Annotated in this window: 18 protein-coding genes, 1 tRNA gene and 1 pseudogene; 13 read left to right on the top strand and 7 right to left on the bottom strand. The window is 61.7% G+C overall.

Annotated elements, in window-relative coordinates; genetic code table 11:
* Positions 1–240: 240 nt before the first annotated feature.
* The 3 genes from PSUM_RS02060 to PSUM_RS02050 form a co-directional block, all read right to left on the bottom strand.
* Positions 241–315 (bottom strand) — tRNA-Gln (locus tag PSUM_RS02060).
* 121 nt (positions 316–436) lie between these two features.
* Entirely contained in the window at positions 437–1,435 is a 999-nt protein-coding gene (locus PSUM_RS02055) for a bile acid:sodium symporter family protein (RefSeq protein ID WP_083348878.1), read from the bottom strand.
* Positions 1,436–1,662: 227 nt separating this feature from the next.
* The gene (locus tag PSUM_RS02050) at positions 1,663–2,055 is read right to left on the bottom strand and encodes a GFA family protein (protein ID WP_083348877.1); all 393 of its coding nucleotides are present in this window, start codon (positions 2,053–2,055) and stop codon (positions 1,663–1,665) included.
* Between the two features lie 216 nt (positions 2,056–2,271).
* On the opposite strand from PSUM_RS02050, the gene PSUM_RS02045 reads away from it, so the two are divergent.
* The 5 genes from PSUM_RS02045 to PSUM_RS02025 all read left to right on the top strand — a co-directional run bounded on the left by PSUM_RS02045 (position 2,272) and on the right by PSUM_RS02025 (position 10,470).
* Entirely contained in the window at positions 2,272–3,645 is a 1,374-nt protein-coding gene (locus PSUM_RS02045) for a glutamine synthetase family protein (protein ID WP_083348876.1), read from the top strand.
* A 7-nt stretch (positions 3,646–3,652) separates the two neighbouring features.
* Positions 3,653–5,044, top strand: coding sequence for an aldehyde dehydrogenase family protein (locus tag PSUM_RS02040; protein ID WP_083348875.1), 1,392 nt, complete (start codon positions 3,653–3,655; stop codon positions 5,042–5,044).
* A 3-nt stretch (positions 5,045–5,047) separates the two neighbouring features.
* Positions 5,048–6,211, top strand: a complete 1,164-nt coding sequence (locus tag PSUM_RS02035) for an iron-containing alcohol dehydrogenase (RefSeq protein WP_020796418.1) — start codon at positions 5,048–5,050, stop codon at positions 6,209–6,211.
* 265 nt (positions 6,212–6,476) lie between these two features.
* Positions 6,477–8,030, top strand: a complete 1,554-nt coding sequence (locus PSUM_RS02030; RefSeq protein WP_083350147.1) for an amino acid permease — start codon at positions 6,477–6,479, stop codon at positions 8,028–8,030.
* Between the two features lie 313 nt (positions 8,031–8,343).
* A complete protein-coding gene (locus tag PSUM_RS02025) occupies positions 8,344–10,470 on the top strand; it encodes a TonB-dependent receptor family protein (RefSeq protein ID WP_083348874.1) in 2,127 nt (708 codons plus the stop codon).
* A 142-nt stretch (positions 10,471–10,612) separates the two neighbouring features.
* On the opposite strand, the gene PSUM_RS02020 is transcribed toward PSUM_RS02025, so the two are convergent.
* Positions 10,613–11,398 (bottom strand): FadR/GntR family transcriptional regulator, encoded by a 786-nt coding sequence (locus PSUM_RS02020; RefSeq protein ID WP_033043139.1) that lies wholly within the window; start codon positions 11,396–11,398, stop codon positions 10,613–10,615.
* Between the two features lie 162 nt (positions 11,399–11,560).
* Between PSUM_RS02020 and PSUM_RS02015 the strand changes: the two genes are divergently transcribed.
* The 7 genes from PSUM_RS02015 to PSUM_RS31990 all read left to right on the top strand — a co-directional run bounded on the left by PSUM_RS02015 (position 11,561) and on the right by PSUM_RS31990 (position 19,170).
* The gene (locus PSUM_RS02015) at positions 11,561–12,871 is read left to right on the top strand and encodes an MFS transporter (protein WP_020796424.1); all 1,311 of its coding nucleotides are present in this window, start codon (positions 11,561–11,563) and stop codon (positions 12,869–12,871) included.
* Positions 12,872–12,886: 15 nt separating this feature from the next.
* Positions 12,887–13,861: a D-erythronate dehydrogenase gene (gene denD / locus PSUM_RS02010; protein ID WP_020796425.1), complete on the top strand. Its 975-nt coding sequence runs from the start codon at positions 12,887–12,889 to the stop codon at positions 13,859–13,861.
* 10 nt (positions 13,862–13,871) lie between these two features.
* Positions 13,872–15,164, top strand: a complete 1,293-nt coding sequence (gene otnK / locus PSUM_RS02005; RefSeq protein WP_020796426.1) for a 3-oxo-tetronate kinase — start codon at positions 13,872–13,874, stop codon at positions 15,162–15,164.
* Positions 15,161–15,799: a 3-oxo-tetronate 4-phosphate decarboxylase gene (gene otnC / locus PSUM_RS02000; RefSeq protein ID WP_020796427.1), complete on the top strand. Its 639-nt coding sequence runs from the start codon at positions 15,161–15,163 to the stop codon at positions 15,797–15,799. Before otnK ends, otnC begins: the two co-directional genes overlap by 4 nt.
* A gap of 791 nt (positions 15,800–16,590) precedes the next feature.
* The gene (otnI, locus tag PSUM_RS01990; protein WP_033044559.1) at positions 16,591–17,376 is read left to right on the top strand and encodes a 2-oxo-tetronate isomerase; all 786 of its coding nucleotides are present in this window, start codon (positions 16,591–16,593) and stop codon (positions 17,374–17,376) included.
* A gap of 96 nt (positions 17,377–17,472) precedes the next feature.
* Positions 17,473–18,642, top strand: coding sequence for a GGDEF domain-containing protein (locus tag PSUM_RS01985; RefSeq protein WP_083348873.1), 1,170 nt, complete (start codon positions 17,473–17,475; stop codon positions 18,640–18,642).
* A 30-nt stretch (positions 18,643–18,672) separates the two neighbouring features.
* The gene (locus PSUM_RS31990) at positions 18,673–19,170 is read left to right on the top strand and encodes a hypothetical protein (RefSeq protein ID WP_231989909.1); all 498 of its coding nucleotides are present in this window, start codon (positions 18,673–18,675) and stop codon (positions 19,168–19,170) included.
* Here PSUM_RS31990 and PSUM_RS01975 read toward each other — a convergent pair.
* Positions 19,157–19,678, bottom strand: coding sequence for a GNAT family N-acetyltransferase (locus tag PSUM_RS01975; protein ID WP_083348872.1), 522 nt, complete (start codon positions 19,676–19,678; stop codon positions 19,157–19,159). The two genes, PSUM_RS31990 and PSUM_RS01975, sit on opposite strands and share 14 nt — an antisense overlap.
* A gap of 45 nt (positions 19,679–19,723) precedes the next feature.
* A pseudogene (locus PSUM_RS01970) lies at positions 19,724–19,933 on the bottom strand (NUDIX domain-containing protein); the annotation flags it as partial.
* Between the two features lie 464 nt (positions 19,934–20,397).
* On the opposite strand from PSUM_RS01970, the gene PSUM_RS01965 reads away from it, so the two are divergent.
* Positions 20,398–20,616, top strand: a complete 219-nt coding sequence (locus PSUM_RS01965) for a DUF4287 domain-containing protein (RefSeq protein ID WP_020800050.1) — start codon at positions 20,398–20,400, stop codon at positions 20,614–20,616.
* Between the two features lie 22 nt (positions 20,617–20,638).
* Here PSUM_RS01965 and PSUM_RS01960 read toward each other — a convergent pair whose 3' ends face one another.
* Positions 20,639–20,854, bottom strand: coding sequence for a hypothetical protein (locus PSUM_RS01960; RefSeq protein WP_083348871.1), 216 nt, complete (start codon positions 20,852–20,854; stop codon positions 20,639–20,641).
* Positions 20,855–21,001 lie beyond the last annotated feature (147 nt).

Raw genomic sequence — 21,001 nt, 5'->3', positions numbered from 1 at the left:
GATTGCGCAAAGCATGCACACAGGCTGACGGCCTCGCATCGCTGCAAGGTTTCTAGAAGCATAATCGGCTTCTTGCAGATATCCACTCGTCATCATGGGCAAACGGGATCGAGCGAACGAGCTGTCGTGAGCCTGCGAAGGAGACACTGTGCAGTGGGAAGGTATTTTGTTGCGGGGAGAGGATATTCAGAATGCAATCAGCCGCGCTCGTGCAATGCACGAGCGCGGCTGATCAAAAGATGGCAGGGGCGGCTGGATTCGAACCAACGCATGGCAGGATCAAAACCTGCTGCCTTACCGCTTGGCGACGCCCCTGTAGCTGCTACCTGGAGAGCCGTGGATGGCCCCCTGCAGGAATGGGCGGCAATTTATCAACTTTCTTGCCGCCTGGGAACCCCCCTGCATCATTATTTTATTTTAAAACAGCGACTTACCATCAAGGGTCGACCTGTGCCATCAATTCAGGCACCGATTCAGGGCGATTGGCGAACCGCTGGGCCAGCACCGCACAGACCATCAACTGAATCTGGTGGAACAGCATCAGCGGCAGGATCAACACGCCGATGGTGCTGCCGGCGAACAGCACCTGGGCCATCGGCACACCTGTGGCCAGGCTTTTCTTCGAACCACAGAAGAGGATGGTGATGCGGTCTTGCTGGTTGAAACCCAAGGCCTTGCCCAGCACGGTGGACGCCAGCAACACCAACCCCAAGACCACACAGCAGGCGACCACCAGCCCGGCCAGGTCGCGCAATGGAATCTGGTGCCAGATGCCTTCGATCACCGCTTCGCTGAAAGCGCCGTACACCACCAGCAGGATCGAGCCCTGATCGACAAATTTAAGCCAGCTCTTGTTACGCGCCACCCAGGCACCGATCCAGCGGCGAGCGATCTGCCCGGCAATGAACGGCAGCAGTAACTGCACACTGATTTTCACGATCGCGTCGAGGGTCGAGCCGCCCTCGCCATGCACGTCCAGCAGCAAGGTCACCAGCAATGGCGTGAGAAAGATCCCGAACAGGCTGGACGCTGCCGCACTGCAAATCGCCGCCGGAATGTTGCCTCGCGCCAACGAGGTAAAGGCAATCGCCGACTGCACGGTGGCTGGCAGCGCGCAGAGGTAGAGCATGCCCATGTACAGGTCGGCGCCGATCATCGGCGACAGCACAGGCTTGAGCGCCAGGCCGAGCAGCGGGAACAGGACGAACGTCAGGCCAAACACCAGCAAGTGCAAGCGCCAGTGGCCGGCGCCGGCAATGATCGACTCGCGGGACAGCTTTGCGCCGTGCAGGAAAAACAGCAGCGCGATAGCGCTATTGGTCAACCAGCCAAAGCCCACGGCCACCTGGCCACTGGCGGGCAGGAGGCTGGCGAGAAGGACCACGCCGATCAGGGTCAGGGTGAAGTTATCGGGCAAGAAACGGGGGCGGGTCATCGGGATCATCCAGGCGGCCGGGAACGTGCGACCACAATAGCGCGCGCCCTGATTGCCGGCTAACGCTAACAAGCCAGGAGATATCGCCTAACGGACAGGACGACACGCTGATCTTCTGTAGGAGCGAGCATGCTCGCGATGAACCTGAGAGCACCGCTGGGTGTCAGGTTGCCAGCGTTATCGTTGACGTTCATCGCGAGCATGCTCGCTCCTACAAGCCATATCATTTAGCCGTCACATCGGCCGGTGCCCTCTCGATCGTGCTTGTAGTGCCGTGCGAGCGGGAACGCCGGCAACCAGGACTCGCGCCGCACCGTCCAGCTTTCATAGGTTGGCTGCAACTGGTCAGGGGCATCGAGCGAGCCCAGGTTCACTTCGATTTCGTCGTCGCTGCGGGCAAACACCGACGAGCCACAGCGCGGACAGAAATAGCGCCCGGTGTAGTCGCGCGTTTCGCCCTCGATCGTCACCGCGTCCTCAGGGAAGATCGCCGAGGCGTGAAAGAGCGCCCCGTGGTGTTTGCGGCAATCGAGGCAATGACAGAGGCCAACCCGGTAGGGCTGCCCCGACGCCGTAATCCGCACATTGCCGCACAGGCAGCCGCCAGTAAATCGTTGCATGCCTCGCCTCCTCTTCAAAAGTTTGAAAGTAGCCGTTCAACGACTGTAGAGGCTCACAAACCCTGCGCAGCAAAAACTTGCGAAAAGCGACAGTAGGCTAAGCTTACGTCAGCTTATTGCCTACGATGCTCGCGGCGGCAGTTGTTGGTTTTATCTGGAGAGCGTCTGCAACAGCTATCTCAGACAGGCCCAAACAATTTGCGCAGGATTGCCGTGATGACCGAGCCGTTCCTCAGTTTTGACCAACTCAAGCGTGCTGCCGCCTCTGGCGAGATCGATACCGTACTGGTGTGCATGGTCGACATGCAGGGGCGCCTGGTTGGCAAGCGCTTCCAGGTCGAGTTTTTCATCGACAGCGGCCATGAAGAAACCCACTGCTGCAATTACCTGCTGGCCGACGACATCGACATGGAGCCGGTGCCCGGCTATGCCGCCGCCAGTTGGAGCAAAGGCTACGGCGACTTCGTGCTCAAGCCCGACATGCGCACCTTGCGCAAGGTGCCCTGGCTTGAGTGCACGGCGCTGGTCCTGTGTGACGTGCTGGACCATCACCATCGAGAGGACCTGCCCCACAGCCCGCGGGCGATCCTGAAAAAACAGGTCGAGCGCCTGCGTGAACGCGGCTACACCGGCATGTTCGCTTCAGAACTGGAGTTCTACCTGTTCGACGAGAGCTACGAGGCTATCCACAAGCGCAACTACCACAAGCCGAAAACCGCCGGGCACTACATCGAGGATTACAACATCCTGCAGACCACTCGCGAAGAGCCGGTGCTGCGGGCAATTCGCAAGCATCTGCAGGCCAGCGGCATTCCCGTGGAAAACTCCAAGGGTGAATGGGGCCCGGGCCAGGAAGAAATCAACATCCGTTACGCCGACGCGATGACCATGGCCGACCATCACGTCATCATCAAGCATGCGTGCAAGGAGATCGCTCAACTGCAGGGCAAGGCGATCACCTTCATGGCCAAGTGGCGCTATGACGCCGCCGGCTCCAGCAGCCACATCCACAATTCGCTGTGGGACAAGAACGCCAAGAAGCCGCTGTTCTTCGATGCCAAGGCCGAGTTCGGCATGTCCAAGCTGATGCGTGCCTGGGTGGCCGGTCAGCTCAAGTACGCCAACGACATCACCTGCTTTCTCGCGCCCTACATCAACTCCTACAAGCGCTTCCAGGCCGGCACCTTCGCTCCTACCCGCGCGGTGTGGAGCCGGGACAATCGCACCGCGGGCTTTCGCTTGTGCGCCGAGGGCAGCAAATCGATCCGAATCGAATGTCGCATTGGCGGTGCCGATCTCAATCCTTACCTGGCCTTCGCCTCCTTGATCGCTGCCGGGCTGGCGGGCATCGATGAAAAGCTCGAGCTCGCCGCGCCCTTCGAGGGCGATGCCTACGTAGACGAGCATTTGCCCGAGGTCTCCAAGACTTTGCGTGAGGCCAGTGCCGCATTGCAGAAGTCGAGCATGTTGCGCGAGGCCTTCGGTGACGAGGTCATCGATCACTACGTGCACACCGCCGAATGGGAACAGAAGGAGTACGACCGGCGGATTACCGATTGGGAACTGCAGCGCGGTTTCGAGCGCTATTGAGATTGCCATGACCAAGACGATTCAACTCATCTCCCCGGTCGATGGCCGGGTTTATGCTGAACGTCCCTGCGCCGATACCGGCCAGCTCTATCGGGCACTGGCGGCCGCGGCCGATGCCCAGGCGCAGTGGAAACGCCGGCCACTGAACGAACGCGCGGGCATTTGCAGCGCAGCGGTGGACGCAATGCTGGCCATGAAGGATGACATCGTCCCGGAACTGGCCTGGCAGATGGGTCGACCGGTGCGTTTCGGCGCCGGCGAACTGCGTGGTTTCGAAGAACGTGCGCGGCACATGATCGCCATTGCGCCTGAAGCTCTGGCAGCGGTGGAGCCCGGGCCTGTCGCGGGTTTCAAGCGCTATATCAAGCGCGAACCGCTGGGCACGGTGCTGGTGATCGCCCCGTGGAATTACCCTTATTTGACGGCAGTCAACTCGGTCATTCCGGCGCTGATGGCTGGCAACAGCGTCATCCTCAAACACGCTTCGCAAACCCTGCTGGTGGGTGAGCGTTTCGCCGAAGCTTTTCGTCGGGCGCATCTGCCTGAAGGGTTGTTCCAGAACCTGGTGCTTGACCACACCTCGACTGCGCTGGCCATCGTCTCCGGCGACATACAGCAGGTGAATTTCACCGGCTCGGTGGAGGCCGGCAAGATCGTCCAGCAGGCGACACTCACAGGCTTCATTGGCACCGGCCTGGAGCTCGGCGGCAAGGACCCTGCCTACGTTCGGGCCGATGCCGACCTCGAACACGCGGTGGAAAACCTGGTGGACGGCAGCTTCTTCAACTCGGGACAAAGTTGTTGCGCCGTGGAGCGCATCTATGTCGATCAGGCAATCTATCCGGCCTTCATCCAGCGTTTCGCCGAATTGACCCGCCAGTACGTGCTGGGCAATCCATTGGACCCCGCCACCACCCTCGGACCGATGGTGAATCCACAAGCGGCCGATTTCGTCCGCGGGCAGATCGCCGAGGCATTGAGTGAGGGCGCCACGGCGCTGATCGACGCGCAAGCCTTCGCCGCCGATGTGCCCGGCAGTGCCTATCTGGCCCCGCAAGTGCTGGTGGATGTGAACCATCAGATGTCGGTGATGCGCGATGAAAGCTTCGGGCCAGTGGTCGGCATCATGCCAGTTGTCGGCGACGACGAGGCCGTCGCCTTGATGAACGACAGTGAGTTCGGGCTCAGCGCGTCCATATGGACCCGGGACCTGGCCGCCGCCGAACGCCTGGGCGAGCAGATCGAAACCGGCACCCTGTTCATGAATCGCTGCGACTACCTGGACCCGGCCCTGGCCTGGACCGGGGTCAAGAACAGTGGGCGCGGCGTGACCCTTTCCCGCTTGGGATACGAACACCTGACCCGCGCCAAATCCTTCCATCTGCGCCACGAGATCTGAGCCATGAGCCTGACTGGAAACTGGAACTACCCCACGAGCATCCGCTTCGGTGTCGGCCGCATCGCGGAACTGGCCGAGGTCTGTCGCAGCCAGGGTATTCAACGCCCGCTGCTGGTCACCGACAGCGGCCTGGGGCGTGCGTCGATCACCACGGCTGCGCTGGACGCCTTGCGCGATGCAGGGCTGGGCGCCGCGCTGTTCTGCGACCTCAAGCCCAACCCGGTCGAAGCCAACCTGGCAGGCGGGCTCGACGCCTGGCGCGCGGGCAACCACGATGGCGTGGTGGCCTTTGGCGGAGGCAGCGGCCTGGACATGGGCAAGCTCATCGCCTTCATGAGTGGCCAGACCCGCCCGGTCTGGGATTTCGAAGACATCGGCGACTACTGGACCCGCGCCGATGAAAGCCGCATTGCCCCGGTCATCGCGGTGCCGACCACCGCGGGTACGGGCTCGGAAGTGGGGCGCGCCGCGGTGATCATCGACGATCGCACCCACACCAAGCGCATCATCTTCCACCCGAAAATGATGCCGCGCGTGGTCATCAGCGATCCCGCCCTGACCGTCGGCATGCCGGCCAAAGTCACTGCCGGCACGGGCATGGACGCCTTGGCGCACTGCCTGGAGTCCTACTGCGCCCCTGGTTTCCACCCCATGGCCGATGGCATTGCGGTCGAAGGCATGCGCCTGGTGAGCAATGCCCTGGTGCGTGCCGTCCACACCCCTTCGGACCTCGATGCACGCGGGCAAATGCTGGCGGCGGCGGCGATGGGCGCCACTGCATTCCAGAAAGGCCTGGGCGGGATGCACGCCCTCGCGCATCCGATCGGCGCGCTGTACGACACCCACCACGGCATGACCAACGCCACACTGATGCCCTACGTGCTGAAGTTCAATCGTCCGGCCATCGAGGAACGCATCACACGCCTGGCGGCGTACCTGCACCTGCCCTCCCCGGGCTTCGACAGCTTCCTGGCCTTCGTCCTCAAATTGCGCAAGGACATCGCCGTGCCGCATACGCTGTTCGAGCTGGGGGTGGATGACCAGCAAGCCGACCTGATCGCCGACATGGCGGTGGTCGACCCGTCGGCCGGCGGCAACCCGCTGCCCTTGACCCGGGCCGGTGTAGCGGAAATTTTCCAGGCGGCCCTCCACGGCCGCCTTCTGTAGGAGCGAGCACGCTCGCGATGGACGCCAACGATTACGCGGGGAACCTGACTGTGGGAGCGAGCCTGCTCGCGATGAACCTCAACGATAACGCGGGGAACCTGACGCCCCGAGTAATCGTTAACCTCCATCGCGAGCAGGCTCGCTCCTACACAAAAGCTGGCAGGTTTCACCGATAGGAAACAGGAGCAGTACGACAAGGGGTTGAAAGCCAATCCATCCGGAGCGCCGGATGGCTGCGTATCAAAACCTGAAGGGGCACACGACAATGAACCCAGCAAGCCAGCCCGGCACCGACGCGCACGACGATGACGTCAAGGTGCTGCACAGCATGGGCTACGCCCAGCAGTTGTCGCGAAGAATGGGGGTTTTCTCCAACTTTGCGATTTCCTTTTCGATCATCTGCATCCTTTCCGGTGGCATCAACTCACTGGCGCAGGGCACCTCGGGCGCCGGCGGTGCGTCGATCGGTATCGGCTGGCCGATTGGTTGCCTGATTTCCGGCGTGTTCGCCCTGGCCATGGCGCAGATTTCCTCGGCCTACCCCACCGCAGGCGGCCTGTATCACTGGGGCTCGATCCTCGGCAACCGTTTTACCGGCTGGCTCACGGCCTGGTTCAACCTGCTGGGGCTGGTCACGGTGCTCGGGGCGATCAACGTCGGCACCTATTACTTCTTTTTCGGCGCCTTTGGCCCCACGCTGGGCATGGAAGACACCACCACGACCCGGGTGATTTTCCTGGCGATCCTCACGGGTCTCCAGGCCCTGTGCAATCACCTGGGGATCGGCCTGACCGCCAGGCTCACCGATTTCTCCGGCTACCTGATCTTCGCCACCGCACTGGCGCTGACCATCGTCTGCCTGATATCAGCCCCCAGCTACGAATTCTCACGGCTGGTGACCTTCGGCAACTACTCTGGCGCGGCGGGTGGCGGCGTCTGGCCGGAAGTCTCCAACGGCTGGGTCTTCATGCTCGGCCTGCTGCTGCCGATCTACACCATCACTGGCTACGACGCCTCTGCCCACACCTCAGAGGAAACCCGTAATGCGGCCATGTCGGTGCCGCGGGGAATGGTCATGTCGGTGGTCTGGTCGCTGCTGTTCGGCTGGGTGATGCTCAGCGCATTCGTGCTGATGTTGCCGAGCATGGACGAAGCGGCCAAGCAAGGCTGGAGCGTGTTCTTCTGGGCCATGAATACCCAAGTTAACCCGCTGCTCAAGGACGGCTTGTACGTGGCGATTTTCATCTCGCAGGTGCTCTGTGGCCTGGCGACCGTGACCTCGGTTTCACGCATGATCTTCGCGTTTTCCCGCGACGGCGGCCTGCCTTGCTCCAAAGCCCTGGCCTCGGTTTCGCCAACCTTTCGCAGCCCGGTGGCAGCCATTTGGACCGGTGCCACACTGGCGGTGCTGTTCGTCTGGGGATCGTCGGTGATATCGATCGGAGAAACGCCGGTGTACACCATCGTGGTCTCCTGCACGGTGATCTTCCTGTTCTTCTCCTTCATCATTCCCATCGTACTGGGCCTGTTTGCCTACGGGAGCGCAAAATGGCCGACCATGGGGCCGTGGAACATGGGGCGCTTCTGGTACACGGTGTTCGCCCTGCTCTCGGTCGTGTCGATGGTGATCATTTTCGTCATCGGCATCCAGCCACCGAACGACTGGGCGTTGTACATCACCATCGGCTTCCTGGTGTTGACGGCCATCGTCTGGTTCGGTTTCGAAGCGCGACGCTTCCAGGGACCGCCGGTAGGCGACGTGATCCTCAAGCGCCAGGCTGAAATCGCGGCGGCGGAAGCAGCGTTGAACAAACTCTGAAACAACCGCGACTGCCTACCTGTAGGAGCGAGCATGTTCGCGAAAAACCAGAGGGCGCCGCGGGGCATCTGGTTCAACGCGTTATCGTTCACGACCATCGCGAGCATGCTCGCTCGTACAGTGAACCTTGCGCCTGTTCGACAGTAGGCGCCCTCCCGCAGCGCGACGACATGGACGGTCGCCATTTCACGCCAGGCTCGCCCCTGCCGATAAGCCTGTTCCTGGCGCAACAGCAAAATCATCATGTGCTCCGTTCGTTCTTTCATGCGTCGCAGACTTCACTGCCCGTTTCCCCCTGTCTGGAGTTTTCTCAATGCCCTCGCCCCAATCCCTGTCCGCCGCGTTGCTGGGCCTGGCCCTTGTTTGTCCGGCGATCGCCCAGGGCCAGGGCCTGGAGTTGGGGCAAGTGCTGATCGGGGCCGAAGACCAGAGTGACGAGGACCAGGGGATCGAGGACGCCAAGGCGCGGCTCGACCAGGTACCCGGCGGCACCAACGTGGTCGACATGCGCCGCCCCCTGCAGGGCCGGGTAGCGAGCAATCAGGATGTGCTGGCTTATCAGCCAGGCATCTATGCCCAGTCGGCAGGCAATGAAGGCGTGAAGATCTCGATCCGCGGGTCGGGCATCAACCGTGCGCCGGGCGCCCATGCCTCGGGCCTGTACGCCATGCTCGACGGCCTGCCGCTGACCGGTCCCGGCGGCACGCCCTATGAGCTGCTGGAGCCGCTATGGCTTGACCATGTGGAGGTGCTGCGCGGCGCCAACGGTTTCGACCGCGGTGCCCTGGCTTTGGGCGGGGCCATCGATTACGTCAGCCATACCGGCTACAACGCACCACGGTTGCAGGTACGCTATGCCACGGGCAGCCACGGTTATCAGCAGCGCCAGGTCAGCTCCGGGCAGGTGCTGGGGGACTTCGACTACTACCTGGCCCTGACCGACGCCCGTTCGGACGGCTACCAGGATCACTCCGCCAGCGAGAGCCAGGGCGCCATCGCCAACTTCGGCTATCGCTTCAACCCGAACCTGGAAACGCGCTTCTACCTGCGCTACCGCCAGACCGACAACGACCTCGCCGGCCGGGTCACCAAGCACAGCATCGAGCACGACCCGCGCGCGGCCAACCCTGCCTACGTGGCGCGCGACGATCGCCGTGAACAGCCGGGCAGCACCTTCATCGGCAACAAGACCACCTGGTTCATCGATGACGATTCGAGCATCCAGGCCGGCCTTGCCTACCATGACTACCCCATGGACTTGCGCGAAGGTCCCAACCGCCTGAAGGTGGCCTACACGGATGTCAGCGGCACCCTCGACTACAAGCGTCGCGACACCCTCTGGGGCCTGCAAAGCCAGAGCACGCTGGGCCTGCGCATGACCAAGCACCTGCCCAACGCCGGCGCCAGCGAGCAGGTGCGCATCCCCACCGGCAACACGGCCGGTTATGCGCCAGGCACGCCCATGCGCAACTTCACCTACCAGGGTTCGGACAGCGTCCTGCATGCGGGCAATGACCTGGAGATTGCAGACGACCTATGGCTGACCACGGGCCTGGCGGCCATCTACACCCGCCGGGAAAGCGCGGTGACCTACCCGCAAGGCGGTGGCAAGACTAGTCAGGGCGACTGGGACTATGCTCCTCGCGTGGGCCTGCGCTACCAACTGACACCCGACCTGCAACTGTTCGGCAACCTCAGCCGCTCGGTCGAGGCACCGCACCCCTGGTCGCTGATCTACAGCTCCAACATCCGCTTCCCCGAAGGCAGCGGCCCTGCTACCGGCACCCAGCGCGACCCGATAGAGCTGCAAAACCAGACCGCGACCACCCTGGAACTGGGCGGGCGCGGCGACAGCGCGATGGGCCAATGGAGCCTGGCCTGGTACTACGCCCAGGTACGCCACGAATTGCTCTCGGTGTTACCGGATGCCAACGCCACCACGCCCTACGAACTCAATGCCAGCCCTACCGTGCACCAGGGCGTGGAAGCCAGCCTGTCGAGCAACCTGTGGTCGGGTAACGATGGCGGTCAACTGAGCCTGCGCCAGAGCTACACCTTCAGTGACTTCCATTACCAGGACGACGAGCGCTTCGGCGACAACCGCCTGCCAGGCCTGCCGATGCACTACTACCAGGGCGAACTGCGCTACGACTGGCCCCAGGGCTTCTTCGCCGCGCTCAACACGCAATGGGTGTCCAAGGTCGCGGTCGATTACGCCAACAGCTACTACGCCGATCCCTACGCACTGTTCGGCGCGACCCTGGGCTACAACGCGCCCAAGGGTGACTGGCAGACCTGGGTGGACATGCGCAACCTGACCGACAAGCACTACGCCGCCACTGTCACGCCGGGCTACGACGATAAAGGGTTGGACGCGGCGCGGTCGACGCCGGGTGAAGGTTTGGGGGTGTATGTCGGGGTGTCGTGGAGCCTGCTGTAAGACATTGGCAGGAAATCCGGCACCCATGAGTCAACGCCCTACGCAGCTTTTGTAGGAGCTGGCTTGCCAGCGATGAGGCCAGAAAGGTAAATGCAATATTCGAGGACGCCACCGCCGGTAATCCGGGCCGTTACAGATCAGGCTAAGAGGTTCTCGCCCCCGGATTCTGCCAGAACGCGGGATCGGCACTCTTGAGCCGCTCGACCGCATTGTTGATGTGGTTGAGCGCGGCATGGCGCGCGCCTTCGGGGTCTCGTGCGGCGATGGCCTCGTACACGGCGGAGTGTTCGACATGCACCGTCCTGGCCAGATCATGGCGGCGTTCCTCGTTGGAGCGGGTGATGCGGATTGCTTCCTTGATGTACTGAGCGATGAATTCGTGCAGTGACGGGTACAACGGATTGCCCGTCGCCCTGGAAATGGAGTGATGGAACGCCAGGTCTTCCTCGACGCCATCGCGCCCCGCTTGCTCGGCGGCATCGATGGCCTTGAGCGCCTGGTGGATGGCCTCCAGTTGCGCCGGTGAATGCCGCTGTGCCGCCAGTGCCGCCGCCTCTCCTTCGATACCGCGGCGCAGTTCGGTGACCCGCAATACCGCCTCGATCGACCCGCTGACGTCCAGGTCGATGGTGAACGCCTTGATGTGCGCACCTTCGCTGACGACGGTGCCGCTGCCTTGGCGGACCTCGACCAGGCCGGCTGACTTCAGGCGCGAGATCGCCTCGCGGATGACCGTCCTGCTCACCCCGAAACGCTCCGAGAGCACGGGCTCAGTGGGCAGGCGAGCACCCGGCAGTACTTCGCCGTTGGCGATATAGGCCTTCAGGGCCGCCGTCACCTGATCGGACAGCGTGCCCTTGGCGGAGTCCTTCAGAACGGCCAGTGCCTCGGCGGAACAGGGGGATTTGTCAGGAGTGGGCATAGGCATCTCTGGGCTCAAATCGGTGAACGGTACTGCATTTTAGACCCGTCGTCCTCTTTGAATTCTGCGCCTTGAATTCGTATGACGTATTATGATAAAAAACCGATCTTCATGTAAGTCCGATAAAAACAACGTCACCCACTACAAAAATAAGGATGGGGGAAACACATGACTGAATCTGTGATTCAAACCGGTGCCATCGCGCCCGCCGATCGCTTCGAGGACCTTGCATATCGCAAAGCCGCGTGGCGGATCCTGCCGTTGTTGTTGCTGTGCTACCTCGTCGCTTATCTGGATCGGGTGAACGTGGGTTTCGCCAAATTGCAGATGTCCGACGATCTGCAATTTTCCGAAGCCGTCTACGGTCTCGGCGCAGGGATTTTCTTCATTGCCTATTTCCTCGTGGAAATTCCCAGCAACCTGATCCTGCATCGTGTCGGTGCGCGGTTGTGGATCGCGCGCATCATGATCACCTGGGGCATCATCTCCTCGGCCATGGCCCTGGTCAGTACGCCGATGTCCTTCTACATCATGCGCTTCCTGCTGGGCATCGCCGAGGCCGGGTTCTACCCGGGCGTCATCCTTTACCTGTCCTACTGGTTCCCGACCCATCGCCGCGGCAAGATGTACGCCCTGTTCGCCACGGCGGTGCCGCTCTCGGGACTGATCGGTGCGCCCCTGTCCGGCTGGATCATGAGCGCCTTCAACGGTGACCATGGGTTTGCCGGCTGGCAATGGCTGTTCTTCCTTGAAGGGCTGCCTTCGATCGCCGTCGGTATCCTGGTGATCTTCTGCCTCAGCGACCGCATCTCCAGTGCCGGCTGGCTCACCCGGGAAGAGAAAACCCTGCTGCAGACCCGTATCGACGCCGAAACCGCTGGCCATCAAACCCACAGCCTCAAAGAGGTGTTTCTGCAGCCGCGCATCTGGCTGCTGACGGCGATCTATTTCTGCATGATCGCCGGCTTCTATACCGTGGGATTCTGGTTGCCGACGCTGATCCGCCAGGCCGGCGTCAGCGATGTCTTGCAGGTCGGCATGCTCACCGCCATTCCTTATGCCGCCGCCGCAATGACCATGATCCTGGTGTCGCGTAGCGCCGACCGGTTGCGCGAGCGTCGCTGGCACCTGGCGCTGACCGCGGTGCTGGGCGGTATCGGCCTGTTCATCTCCGCCACCTGGAGCGACAACTTCACGATTTCGATGATCGGCCTGACCCTGGGTTCCATGGGGGCCATGAGCACCCTGCCGCTGTTCTGGAGCCTGCCTACCGCCTTCCTCGGTGGCACCGCCGCGGCCGCCGGCATTGCCCTGATCAACTCCTGGGGCAACCTCGCGGGTTTCGTCTCGCCGTACCTGATGGGCTTCCTCAAGGACACGACCCACAGCACCACGATCGGCATGTATGTGATGGCAAGCGCGTTGTTCCTCGGCGCCCTGCTGGTCTTCCGAATTCCCGGAAAACTCGTCAACCGTTGACGTTTGGAGTAACTCATGAAAATTCTCGTGACCGGTGCAGCCGGCTTCCTTGGCCGCCGTCTGATCGAAGCCCTGCTGCTGCGCGGCTCGCTGACCGACCGTGCAGGCCAGCCCCAGCCCATCGGGCAAATCGTCGCCTTCGACAGGGTCGCGCTCGAGGGCATCGATGATCCGCGGGTAATGGTGGTGTGTGGCGATATCGCCAACCCTGAAGTGCTGGACAGCCTGATCGACGCCAGCACCGACAGCATCTTCCATTTGGCTGCGGTGGTTTCCAGCCAGGCGGAGGCCGACTTCGAACTGGGCATGCGCATCAACTTCACCGCGACCCAGAACATGCTCGAACGCATTCGCTTGCTCGGTACCTGCCCAAAATGGGTGATGACCAGCTCCGTCGCGGTATTCGGCGGGCAACTGCCGGAACGCGTGCGCGATGATCAGGTGTGGGCACCGCAGAGTTCCTATGGCACGCAAAAAGCCATGAACGACCTGCTGCTCGCCGACTACAGCCGACGCGGTTTTGTCGATGGCCGCAGCCTGCGCATGCCGACCATCGTGGTGCGCCCGGGAAAACCCAACCTGGCCGCTTCCAGCTTCGCCAGCGGGATCATCCGCGAACCGCTCAACGGCCAGCCCAGCGTGTGTCCGGTGCCCCTCGATACGCGGCTCTGGCTGATGTCGCCAGCGCAGGCGATCGCCAACCTGATCCATGGTCATGAGCTGGCCGGCGAGCAGATGACCGAGGGTCGGGTGATCAACATGCCGGGCCTGTCGATTACCGTCGAACAGATGATCGATGCCCTGCGCGAGGTCGCTGGTACGGAAGTGGCCGCGCGGATCAGCCTGGAGCGCAATCCGGCGATCGAGCGCATCGTCGGCTCGTGGCCGGGGTCCTTTTGTGCCACCTATTCCCGGGACCTGGGCTTCACCGCAGATGAAGATTTCCGCGCTGTGATCAAGCAGTACATGACTGATTATCTGCCCGGATGAGGAACCCGACATGTTGAATGCCCCTGCCCGCCCTCTGCTGGGCTGCATCGCTGACGATTTCACCGGTGCCACGGACCTTGCCAACATGCTGGTGCGCGGCGGCATGCGCACCGTGCAAAGCATCGGCATACCCGGCGCCGAGGTTGCCGAACACCTCGACGCCGATGCGATCGTCATCGCCCTGAAGTCTCGCACCGTGCCGGCCGCCGACGCCGTCGAGGCGTCGCTCGAAGCGCTGCGCTGGCTGCGCGAACGTGGCTGCGAACAGATTTTCTTCAAGTACTGCTCGACGTTCGACTCGACCGCTGACGGCAACATCGGCCCGGTGAGCGAAGCCTTGCTGGAAGCGCTGGACAGTGATTTCACCCTGGCCTGCCCCGCCTTCCCGGAGAACGGGCGCACGGTCTTTCGTGGGCATTTGTTCGTGCAGGACCAGTTGCTCAGCGAGTCGGGCATGCAGCATCACCCGCTGACACCGATGACAGACGCGAACCTTGTTCGGGTGCTGCAAGCGCAGAGTCAGGGCAAAGTCGGCCTGCTGCGCCATGACACGGTGTCCAAAGGCGTGGAGAGCATTCGCACGCGCATCACGCAGCTTCGCGCCGAGGGTGTGCGCATGGCGATCGCAGATGCGGTGACCGATGCCGACCTGCATCTGCTGGGCGAAGCTTGCGCCGGTCTTGCGCTACTGACGGGTGGTTCAGGGCTGGCGCTGGGCTTGCCGGACAACTTCCGACGGGCTGGCAAACTTCGCGAGCTGGACGCCACCCTCGTACCAAAAGTCGACGGCGGCGAAGTGGTGCTCGCGGGCAGCGCTTCGCAAGCCACCAATGGGCAAGTGGCGAGCTGGCTGCAGGCCGGTCGCCCAGCCTTTCGGATCGACCCTTTGGCCTTGGCGGCGGGAGCGCCGGTCATCGAACAGGCACTGGCCTTCGTCGCTGACACGGCGGAAACGGTACTGATCTACGCCACCAGTTCCCCGGATGAGGTCAAGGCCGTACAACGTGAACTGGGTACCGAGCGCGCGGGAAATATGGTCGAGCAGGCCATGGGCCGGATAGCCAGCGGGCTACACCAGGCCGGGATACGGCGCTTTGTGGTCGCCGGGGGAGAAACCTCCGGGGCCGTGGTGCAAGCCCTGGATATCCAGCTGTTGCAGATCGGTGCGCAAATTGATCCGGGGGTGCCCGCTTGCGTCAGCACGCCCGGCGAACCACTGGCCCTGGCACTCAAGTCTGGCAACTTCGGTGGCCCGGACTTCTTCGCCAAGGCTCTGAAACACCTGGCGGGAGTTCAAGCATGAGCAACGAAAACGCCCTGCGCGAAGAAATCTGTGACGTCGGCAGCCAGTTGTACAGCCGTGGCTACACGGTAGGCAGTGCCGGCAACATCAGCGCCCGGCTCGACGATGGCTGGTTGATCACACCCACGGACGCCTGCCTGGGCCGTCTGGACCCGGCCGCCATTTCCAAGGTCAACCTGGCCGGGGAATGGGTCAGCGGCGACAAACCGTCGAAGACCCTGGGCTTGCACCGTGAGGTCTATGATCGCAACCCGGGTGTCGGCGGCGTGGTCCATACCCATTCCACGCATTTGGTGGCGTTGACGCTGGCCGGGGTCTGGCAGCAGGATGACATCCTGCCGCCGCTGACGCCCTACCAGGTGATGAAGGTCGGGCACATCCCGTTGATCGCCTATGAGCGTCCCGGCTCGCCGAAGGTGGCCGAGCGGGTGGCGCAACTGGCCAACAGCGTGCGCGGGGTGATGCTCGAACGCCTGGGTCCGGTGGTGTGGGAAAGCTCGGTATCGAAGGCCAGTTATGCCCTGGAAGAGCTGGAAGAAACCGCACGCCTGTGGCTGATGAGCAACCCCAAGCCGGCCCCGCTCGACCAGGCCGCGCTGGATGAGCTGCGCGAAGTGTTTGGCGTGCAGTGGTAACCCCCCGGGCCTTGCGCTAAATGCATTTGTAGGAGCGAGCCTGCTCGCGATGGACGACAACGATAACGCTGGAAGCCTGACACCCTGCAGCGCTCTCAGGCTTTTCGCGAGCAGGCTCGCTCCTACAAGCAATGCTGTTCACTTAAGCTTGACGTTATATGTATGGATTGGATTGGGAGCTTATCCGTTTGTTCGGTGATGGCGGCTGGCGGTTTCGCTCTTACAGCGACTCACTTTTCCAAACGCCGGAGTGCCGGCCCAGCAAAAAGTAAGCAAAAGGCTTTGCCCCACCACTCGGTGCCTCGCCAGGGCTCGGCATGTCCTCACTCCGGCATTGCTCCGTGGGTCGCCGCGCTGGGCCATGGATGGCCCATCGCGGCGACCCACGGAGCAGGACCGGAGCGAGGGCATGCCGAGCCCTAGCGAGGCACCGAACGTCAGGGGCAAGAGCCCTTGGTTACTTGGGGCTTTTCCAAGTGACTCGCCGTAAGGGCGAAACCATAGGTGGCCGTTACCGCAGGAATGGATATGTACGCAGTCAACAAAATCCGCATTGGCCGTCAGGACGCCTTCGCCGGCAAGTCGGATCGCCGCACCGCTGACTCCTACAGGTTTTCCAGGTGACTCGCCGCATGGGCGAAACCCTAGGTGGCCGTTACCGCAGCAATGGATATACACCCAATCCAAATATGCGCCTGCAGCACCCAACTTAAAGTGAACAGCATTACGCATCTACAAGGACTTTTTCGCTTAACTGAACCTACGCTGGTATTTTAATTTCAGGAGTCACCATGCCTCGTTTCGCTGCCAACCTCAGCATGCTCTACCCGGAACACGATTTTCTCGACCGCTTCGCCGCGGCCGCTGCCGATGGATTCCAGGCGGTGGAATACCTGTTCCCCTACGACTACAGCGCGCAACAACTTAAACAGCGGCTGGACGACAACGGCCTGGTCCAGGCCCTGTTCAACGCCCCGCCCGGCAATTGGGCGGCAGGCGAAAGAGGCGTCGTCTCCTTGCCTGGCCGTGAAGCGGAGTTTCGCGAAGGTTTCGACCAGGCCCTGGAATATGCCGCGATCCTGGGCAATGACCGCATCCACGTCATGGCCGGGCTGCTGGCGAGCGAAGCAGCCCGTGCCCGACACCACGCGACTTACCTGGAAAACCTCAGCCACGCGGCGACGCAAGCGGCCAAGGTCGGCGTCACTGTGTTGCTGGAGCCGATCAACACCCGCGACATGCCGGGGTTTTTCCTCAACCAGCAGGATCAGGCCCAGGCCGTCTGCAAAGCTGTCGGCATGGCCAATCTCAAGGTCCAGTTCGACATCTACCATTGTCAGATCGTAGAGGGGGACGTGGCGACGAAGCTGCGCCGGGATTTCGCCGGCATCGGCCATATCCAGATCGCGGGAGTGCCGGATCGTCACGAACCGGACCTGCACAACGAGTTGAATTATCCCTACCTGTTCGAGCTCATCGACCAACTGGGCTACAACGGTTGGGTGGGTTGCGAGTACCGGCCGCGCGGCAACACCAGCGAGGGGTTGCAATGGATGCGCGATTGGCAGGCGCGCTGATCTGGCTTCACTTTTCAATGCGCTGAAATCTGCGAAAAACCGCCCCAGCCTTTACAATCACGCCTTTCACCGCAGATCAGAAAGGTTCTACAGGTTATGGCGCTCGACCCTCCCACGATGTTGACGATTTCGACCGCCCTCGCAGCCGCCGCCGCGCTGTACCTGGCGATCGAATGGCGGAGCATTCGCGAACCCTCGCTGCTGTTCTGGAGCGCGGGTTTCGCCACCATCACCCTGGGGTCGACCCTCGCCTTGCTGCGCGGGGCCGGCCTTTTGCTGGCTGGCATCTGGTTCGCCAATGGCCTGCTGGTGGTGGCCCACTGGTGTTTTCTGCTGGGCGTCGCGCGCTTCACGCAGACGCGGCTGTCGCGTGCCTGGTACCTGATCTTCGTCGCCTGGGTGACCTTGCTGTTGTTGCCGGACGAGCCGTCGTGGTCGAAGGCCATGCTGCTGGCCAATTCGCTGCTGGTCGCCCTGGTGACACTCAGGGCCAGTTTCCTTTTGCGTCCCCATGGCAAGTCGTTGAGCGTGGGGGCGGTGCAACTGCGCTATGTGCTGTTGGCCCATGGGTTGTTCTATCTTGCCAAGTCAATTACCGCCATCGTTCCCGGCACGCTGATCGACCTTGCCGCGTTTCGTGGCGAGATCATTCAGATTTCCCTGGTCGAAGGCGCGATGGCGATCATGCTGATCGCCCTGTCCATGACCGGTACCGAACGCTACAGGCGTGAGAAACGCATCGCCCGGCTGGCCGCCCGTGATCCGTTGACCGCCCTGTACAACCGCCGCGCCCTAGAAGTGCGAGCAGCGCGCCTGCTCGATAACGTCTCCACGGCAAAACCCGGTGCCTTGCTGTTGATCGATATCGACAATTTCAAACAGGTCAACGACCTCTATGGCCATATGGCTGGCGACCGCCTGCTCGTCACACTGAGCGAGATGATCCGTTCGGTCCTGCCTGAAGGCGCACTGGCGGCGTGGCTGGGCGGTGATGAATTCGTGATCCTGCTGGGCAACGCATCGCATGAGCAAATCGTCGGGCTGGGCAGCGCGCTGCGTGAGCAGTTCCACCACGCTGCCGCGCAAGCGTTCGCCACACCGCAAGCGGTAACCCTGAGCATCGGCGCCAACCTGTTCGACCATCCACCAGCCAGCCTCGCGGCATTGATCGAGCAAGGCGATGCGGCGCTCTACCAGTCCAAGCGTGGCGGACGCGACAGCATACGGTTGGTCGATCTGACCTTTGCCAGCAACGAACCGCTTTGATTTCTGAGGATTGCATTGCGCGGTTCGCGTATGAAACTCCGGGGCTCGCGTGCCAATCCAACTCATCCTCCAGCCATTGGACCAAGCGCCGCGGGGCATCAGGTTTCCTGCGTCATCGTTGACGACCATCGCGAGCAAGCTTGCTCCTACAGGGGCCCGGGCAAGATCGCTGTAAATGCGTTTGCCGCGATTCCAGTAGGAGCGAGCACGCTCGCGAAAAACCCGAGCACGATATCTGCGCATGTCTTTACCGCTTCGGCGGCCATGGTGGGCGTATGCATTACGGTCATCGGTATTTTCCAGGTGGTTACCACGCTGAGAAGTGAAGACTCCCTGGGTGATGATTTTCTTGCGATGAACGCCATCCTGTATCTGATTACGACACTTCTATCCTACTGGGCGCTGCGTACCAGCAACGTGAACCGCAATCATTTCCTGGAAAAGCTGGTCGACGTTCTTTTCCTTATCGCCTTGACCTGTACCACGGCCATTGCAGGGTTCATCACCTGGGCGATCACTGTGCATTAGTGTCTGGAACAAGCGCGCGGACGAATCGGCATTCGACTTCCGGTTCTTCGTTGCTGCGGGGTTGTTCAAGCTGGAATCCGCACCGGGCCAGCACTTTTTTTGAGCCTGCATTTTCCTTGAATACATAAGCCACCAGCTGTGTCAGTTGCCAACGCCCCTGCGCTTGCTCGATCAGATGCCTGAGCGCCTGTGTCGCCAGGCCCTGGCCGCACGCGTCGCGACCGATCCGATAGCCCACCTCCGCACAACCAGTCGATGGGTTTATGTCTTTCAAGTTTGCCCGCCCTACAATTGTTCCGCTGCCGTCCTCAATAACAAACGGATGCCAGGTGCCGATGGCAAAACCGGACAAGTAGCCTTCGATATGTTCGGCGACACCTTGCGATGAGTAAAAAGAAGGGTCGCGCGCATCAATATGCGATTCGAACCATGCACGGTTGTGGATTTCGAAGGCCAGCAAGGCGTCCGCATCCGTACTTTTCAGCTCGCGAATTCTGAATGCGTTCATGCATCAACTCTCCAGTGCTTGAGGCCCGAGCGTGACCGTCTGTCCGGCGTTCCAGCAACCCAGGTCACTGACAATCGAGGCATCGTCTATTCCTGCCTCCTCGCTCAACTCACGAAGCGCGGCTTCGGCGGGTGTTTCACCTGACTCGATGGTGCCTTTGACCAGTTGCACGCCTGCCAGGGGATGGCGAAACAGAAGGATGCGTGGCCCGGCAGTACTCGAGAGGATGACGGGGCAAGCCTTGTTCGGTGACATGGCGACGTCCTTATCGACAATGAAGCCAGCATCATACGGCGTTTGACATGCATTTGTAGGAGCCGGCTTACCCCGTCGAGAGGCTTCGTTCCGGTTCTGCGCAGTGCGGCGGGCCCTGTAGGAGCGAGCATGCTCCGGGCGGCGTTCCGACGAAAAACCTGAGAGCACCGCGGGGTGTCAGGCTCCCCGCGTCATCGTTGACCTCCATCGCGAGCATGCTCGCTCCTACAGGCTTGTCGCCGTGACGGCGAAACCATAGGTGGCCGTTACCGCAGGAATGGATATGTACACCTGAAAGACAATCATCGGCTATCAGGGCAGGACCCACTTTGTGCCAGAAGTGGACGGCAGCTTCAGTGCAGGCTAAAAAGTAACGTTACCGGCGCTGCGTTGGGAGCATTACCCCGACTTTGCAGAGCGCTCGGCACATCCCCTGATAACCCGGCAAAAAAGGAGTTTTGAACGTGACTGAAGAGACAAAAACGAAAGGACCCGCCTCGTACTTCCCTTCAATCGAAAAAAAGTACGGGCACCCGGTCACCCACTGGTTTGATCTGCTCAAGACCGTCAGCAGCAAGAAGCACATGGAAATGGTCGCCTGGCTCAAGACCGAGCACGGCTTGGGGCATGGCCACGCCAACGCGCTGGTCGCCTATTTCCTGGCCAACGCGAAGAATCAGTGACGGGCCTGGATCGGCTGTCCCCTCACGCCAACTTGATCCTGCCCCCCTGAATCTCATCCCGCGCAATCCGCAAGTCGGTGGCGTCCTGATTGAGCCGATGAATCAGGTTGAGCAAGCGTTGGCGCAACACTTCGTCCTTGAGCTGTTCAGCTGCACGCATCACATCCAACGCCGCGCCTTCATTGTTGGTGGCGACGGCGTCGAGCAGTTTGCGCAGGCTTCTTGATGGCCGATTCATGGGTCGTTCCCTGAGTTTTGGTTGAGGCGGATCATAGGCGCGTTATGTTTCGTCCATGTTGCAGCCACAAAAGGTTTGAATGGCATTTTCTGCAGGGATGCGATTGCATGGGCTAATCTGCCTTCACGCTCGACAGACGTCACCGTC

This window comes from Pseudomonas umsongensis, assembly GCF_002236105.1.
Classification (GTDB): domain Bacteria; phylum Pseudomonadota; class Gammaproteobacteria; order Pseudomonadales; family Pseudomonadaceae; genus Aquipseudomonas; species Aquipseudomonas umsongensis.
The sequence above is the reverse complement of the archived record's forward strand: the minus strand, read 5'-3'. Positions and strand labels throughout refer to the sequence as shown.

What these genes read in the sequence shown, in the direction of transcription:
- PSUM_RS02055 (WP_083348878.1), bottom strand. Translation starts at nt 1,435, where the DNA reads ATGACCCGCCCCCGTTTCTTGCCCGATAACTTCACCCTGACCCTGATC.
- PSUM_RS02050 (WP_083348877.1), bottom strand. Translation starts at nt 2,055, where the DNA reads ATGCAACGATTTACTGGCGGCTGCCTGTGCGGCAATGTGCGGATTACG.
- PSUM_RS02045 (WP_083348876.1), top strand. Translation starts at nt 2,272, where the DNA reads ATGACCGAGCCGTTCCTCAGTTTTGACCAACTCAAGCGTGCTGCCGCC.
- PSUM_RS02040 (WP_083348875.1), top strand. Translation starts at nt 3,653, where the DNA reads ATGACCAAGACGATTCAACTCATCTCCCCGGTCGATGGCCGGGTTTAT.
- PSUM_RS02035 (WP_020796418.1), top strand. Translation starts at nt 5,048, where the DNA reads ATGAGCCTGACTGGAAACTGGAACTACCCCACGAGCATCCGCTTCGGT.
- PSUM_RS02030 (WP_083350147.1), top strand. Translation starts at nt 6,477, where the DNA reads ATGAACCCAGCAAGCCAGCCCGGCACCGACGCGCACGACGATGACGTC.
- PSUM_RS02025 (WP_083348874.1), top strand. Translation starts at nt 8,344, where the DNA reads ATGCCCTCGCCCCAATCCCTGTCCGCCGCGTTGCTGGGCCTGGCCCTT.
- PSUM_RS02020 (WP_033043139.1), bottom strand. Translation starts at nt 11,398, where the DNA reads ATGCCTATGCCCACTCCTGACAAATCCCCCTGTTCCGCCGAGGCACTG.
- PSUM_RS02015 (WP_020796424.1), top strand. Translation starts at nt 11,561, where the DNA reads ATGACTGAATCTGTGATTCAAACCGGTGCCATCGCGCCCGCCGATCGC.
- denD (WP_020796425.1), top strand. Translation starts at nt 12,887, where the DNA reads ATGAAAATTCTCGTGACCGGTGCAGCCGGCTTCCTTGGCCGCCGTCTG.
- otnK (WP_020796426.1), top strand. Translation starts at nt 13,872, where the DNA reads ATGTTGAATGCCCCTGCCCGCCCTCTGCTGGGCTGCATCGCTGACGAT.
- otnC (WP_020796427.1), top strand. Translation starts at nt 15,161, where the DNA reads ATGAGCAACGAAAACGCCCTGCGCGAAGAAATCTGTGACGTCGGCAGC.
- otnI (WP_033044559.1), top strand. Translation starts at nt 16,591, where the DNA reads ATGCCTCGTTTCGCTGCCAACCTCAGCATGCTCTACCCGGAACACGAT.
- PSUM_RS01985 (WP_083348873.1), top strand. Translation starts at nt 17,473, where the DNA reads ATGGCGCTCGACCCTCCCACGATGTTGACGATTTCGACCGCCCTCGCA.
- PSUM_RS31990 (WP_231989909.1), top strand. Translation starts at nt 18,673, where the DNA reads ATGAAACTCCGGGGCTCGCGTGCCAATCCAACTCATCCTCCAGCCATT.
- PSUM_RS01975 (WP_083348872.1), bottom strand. Translation starts at nt 19,678, where the DNA reads ATGAACGCATTCAGAATTCGCGAGCTGAAAAGTACGGATGCGGACGCC.
- PSUM_RS01960 (WP_083348871.1), bottom strand. Translation starts at nt 20,854, where the DNA reads ATGAATCGGCCATCAAGAAGCCTGCGCAAACTGCTCGACGCCGTCGCC.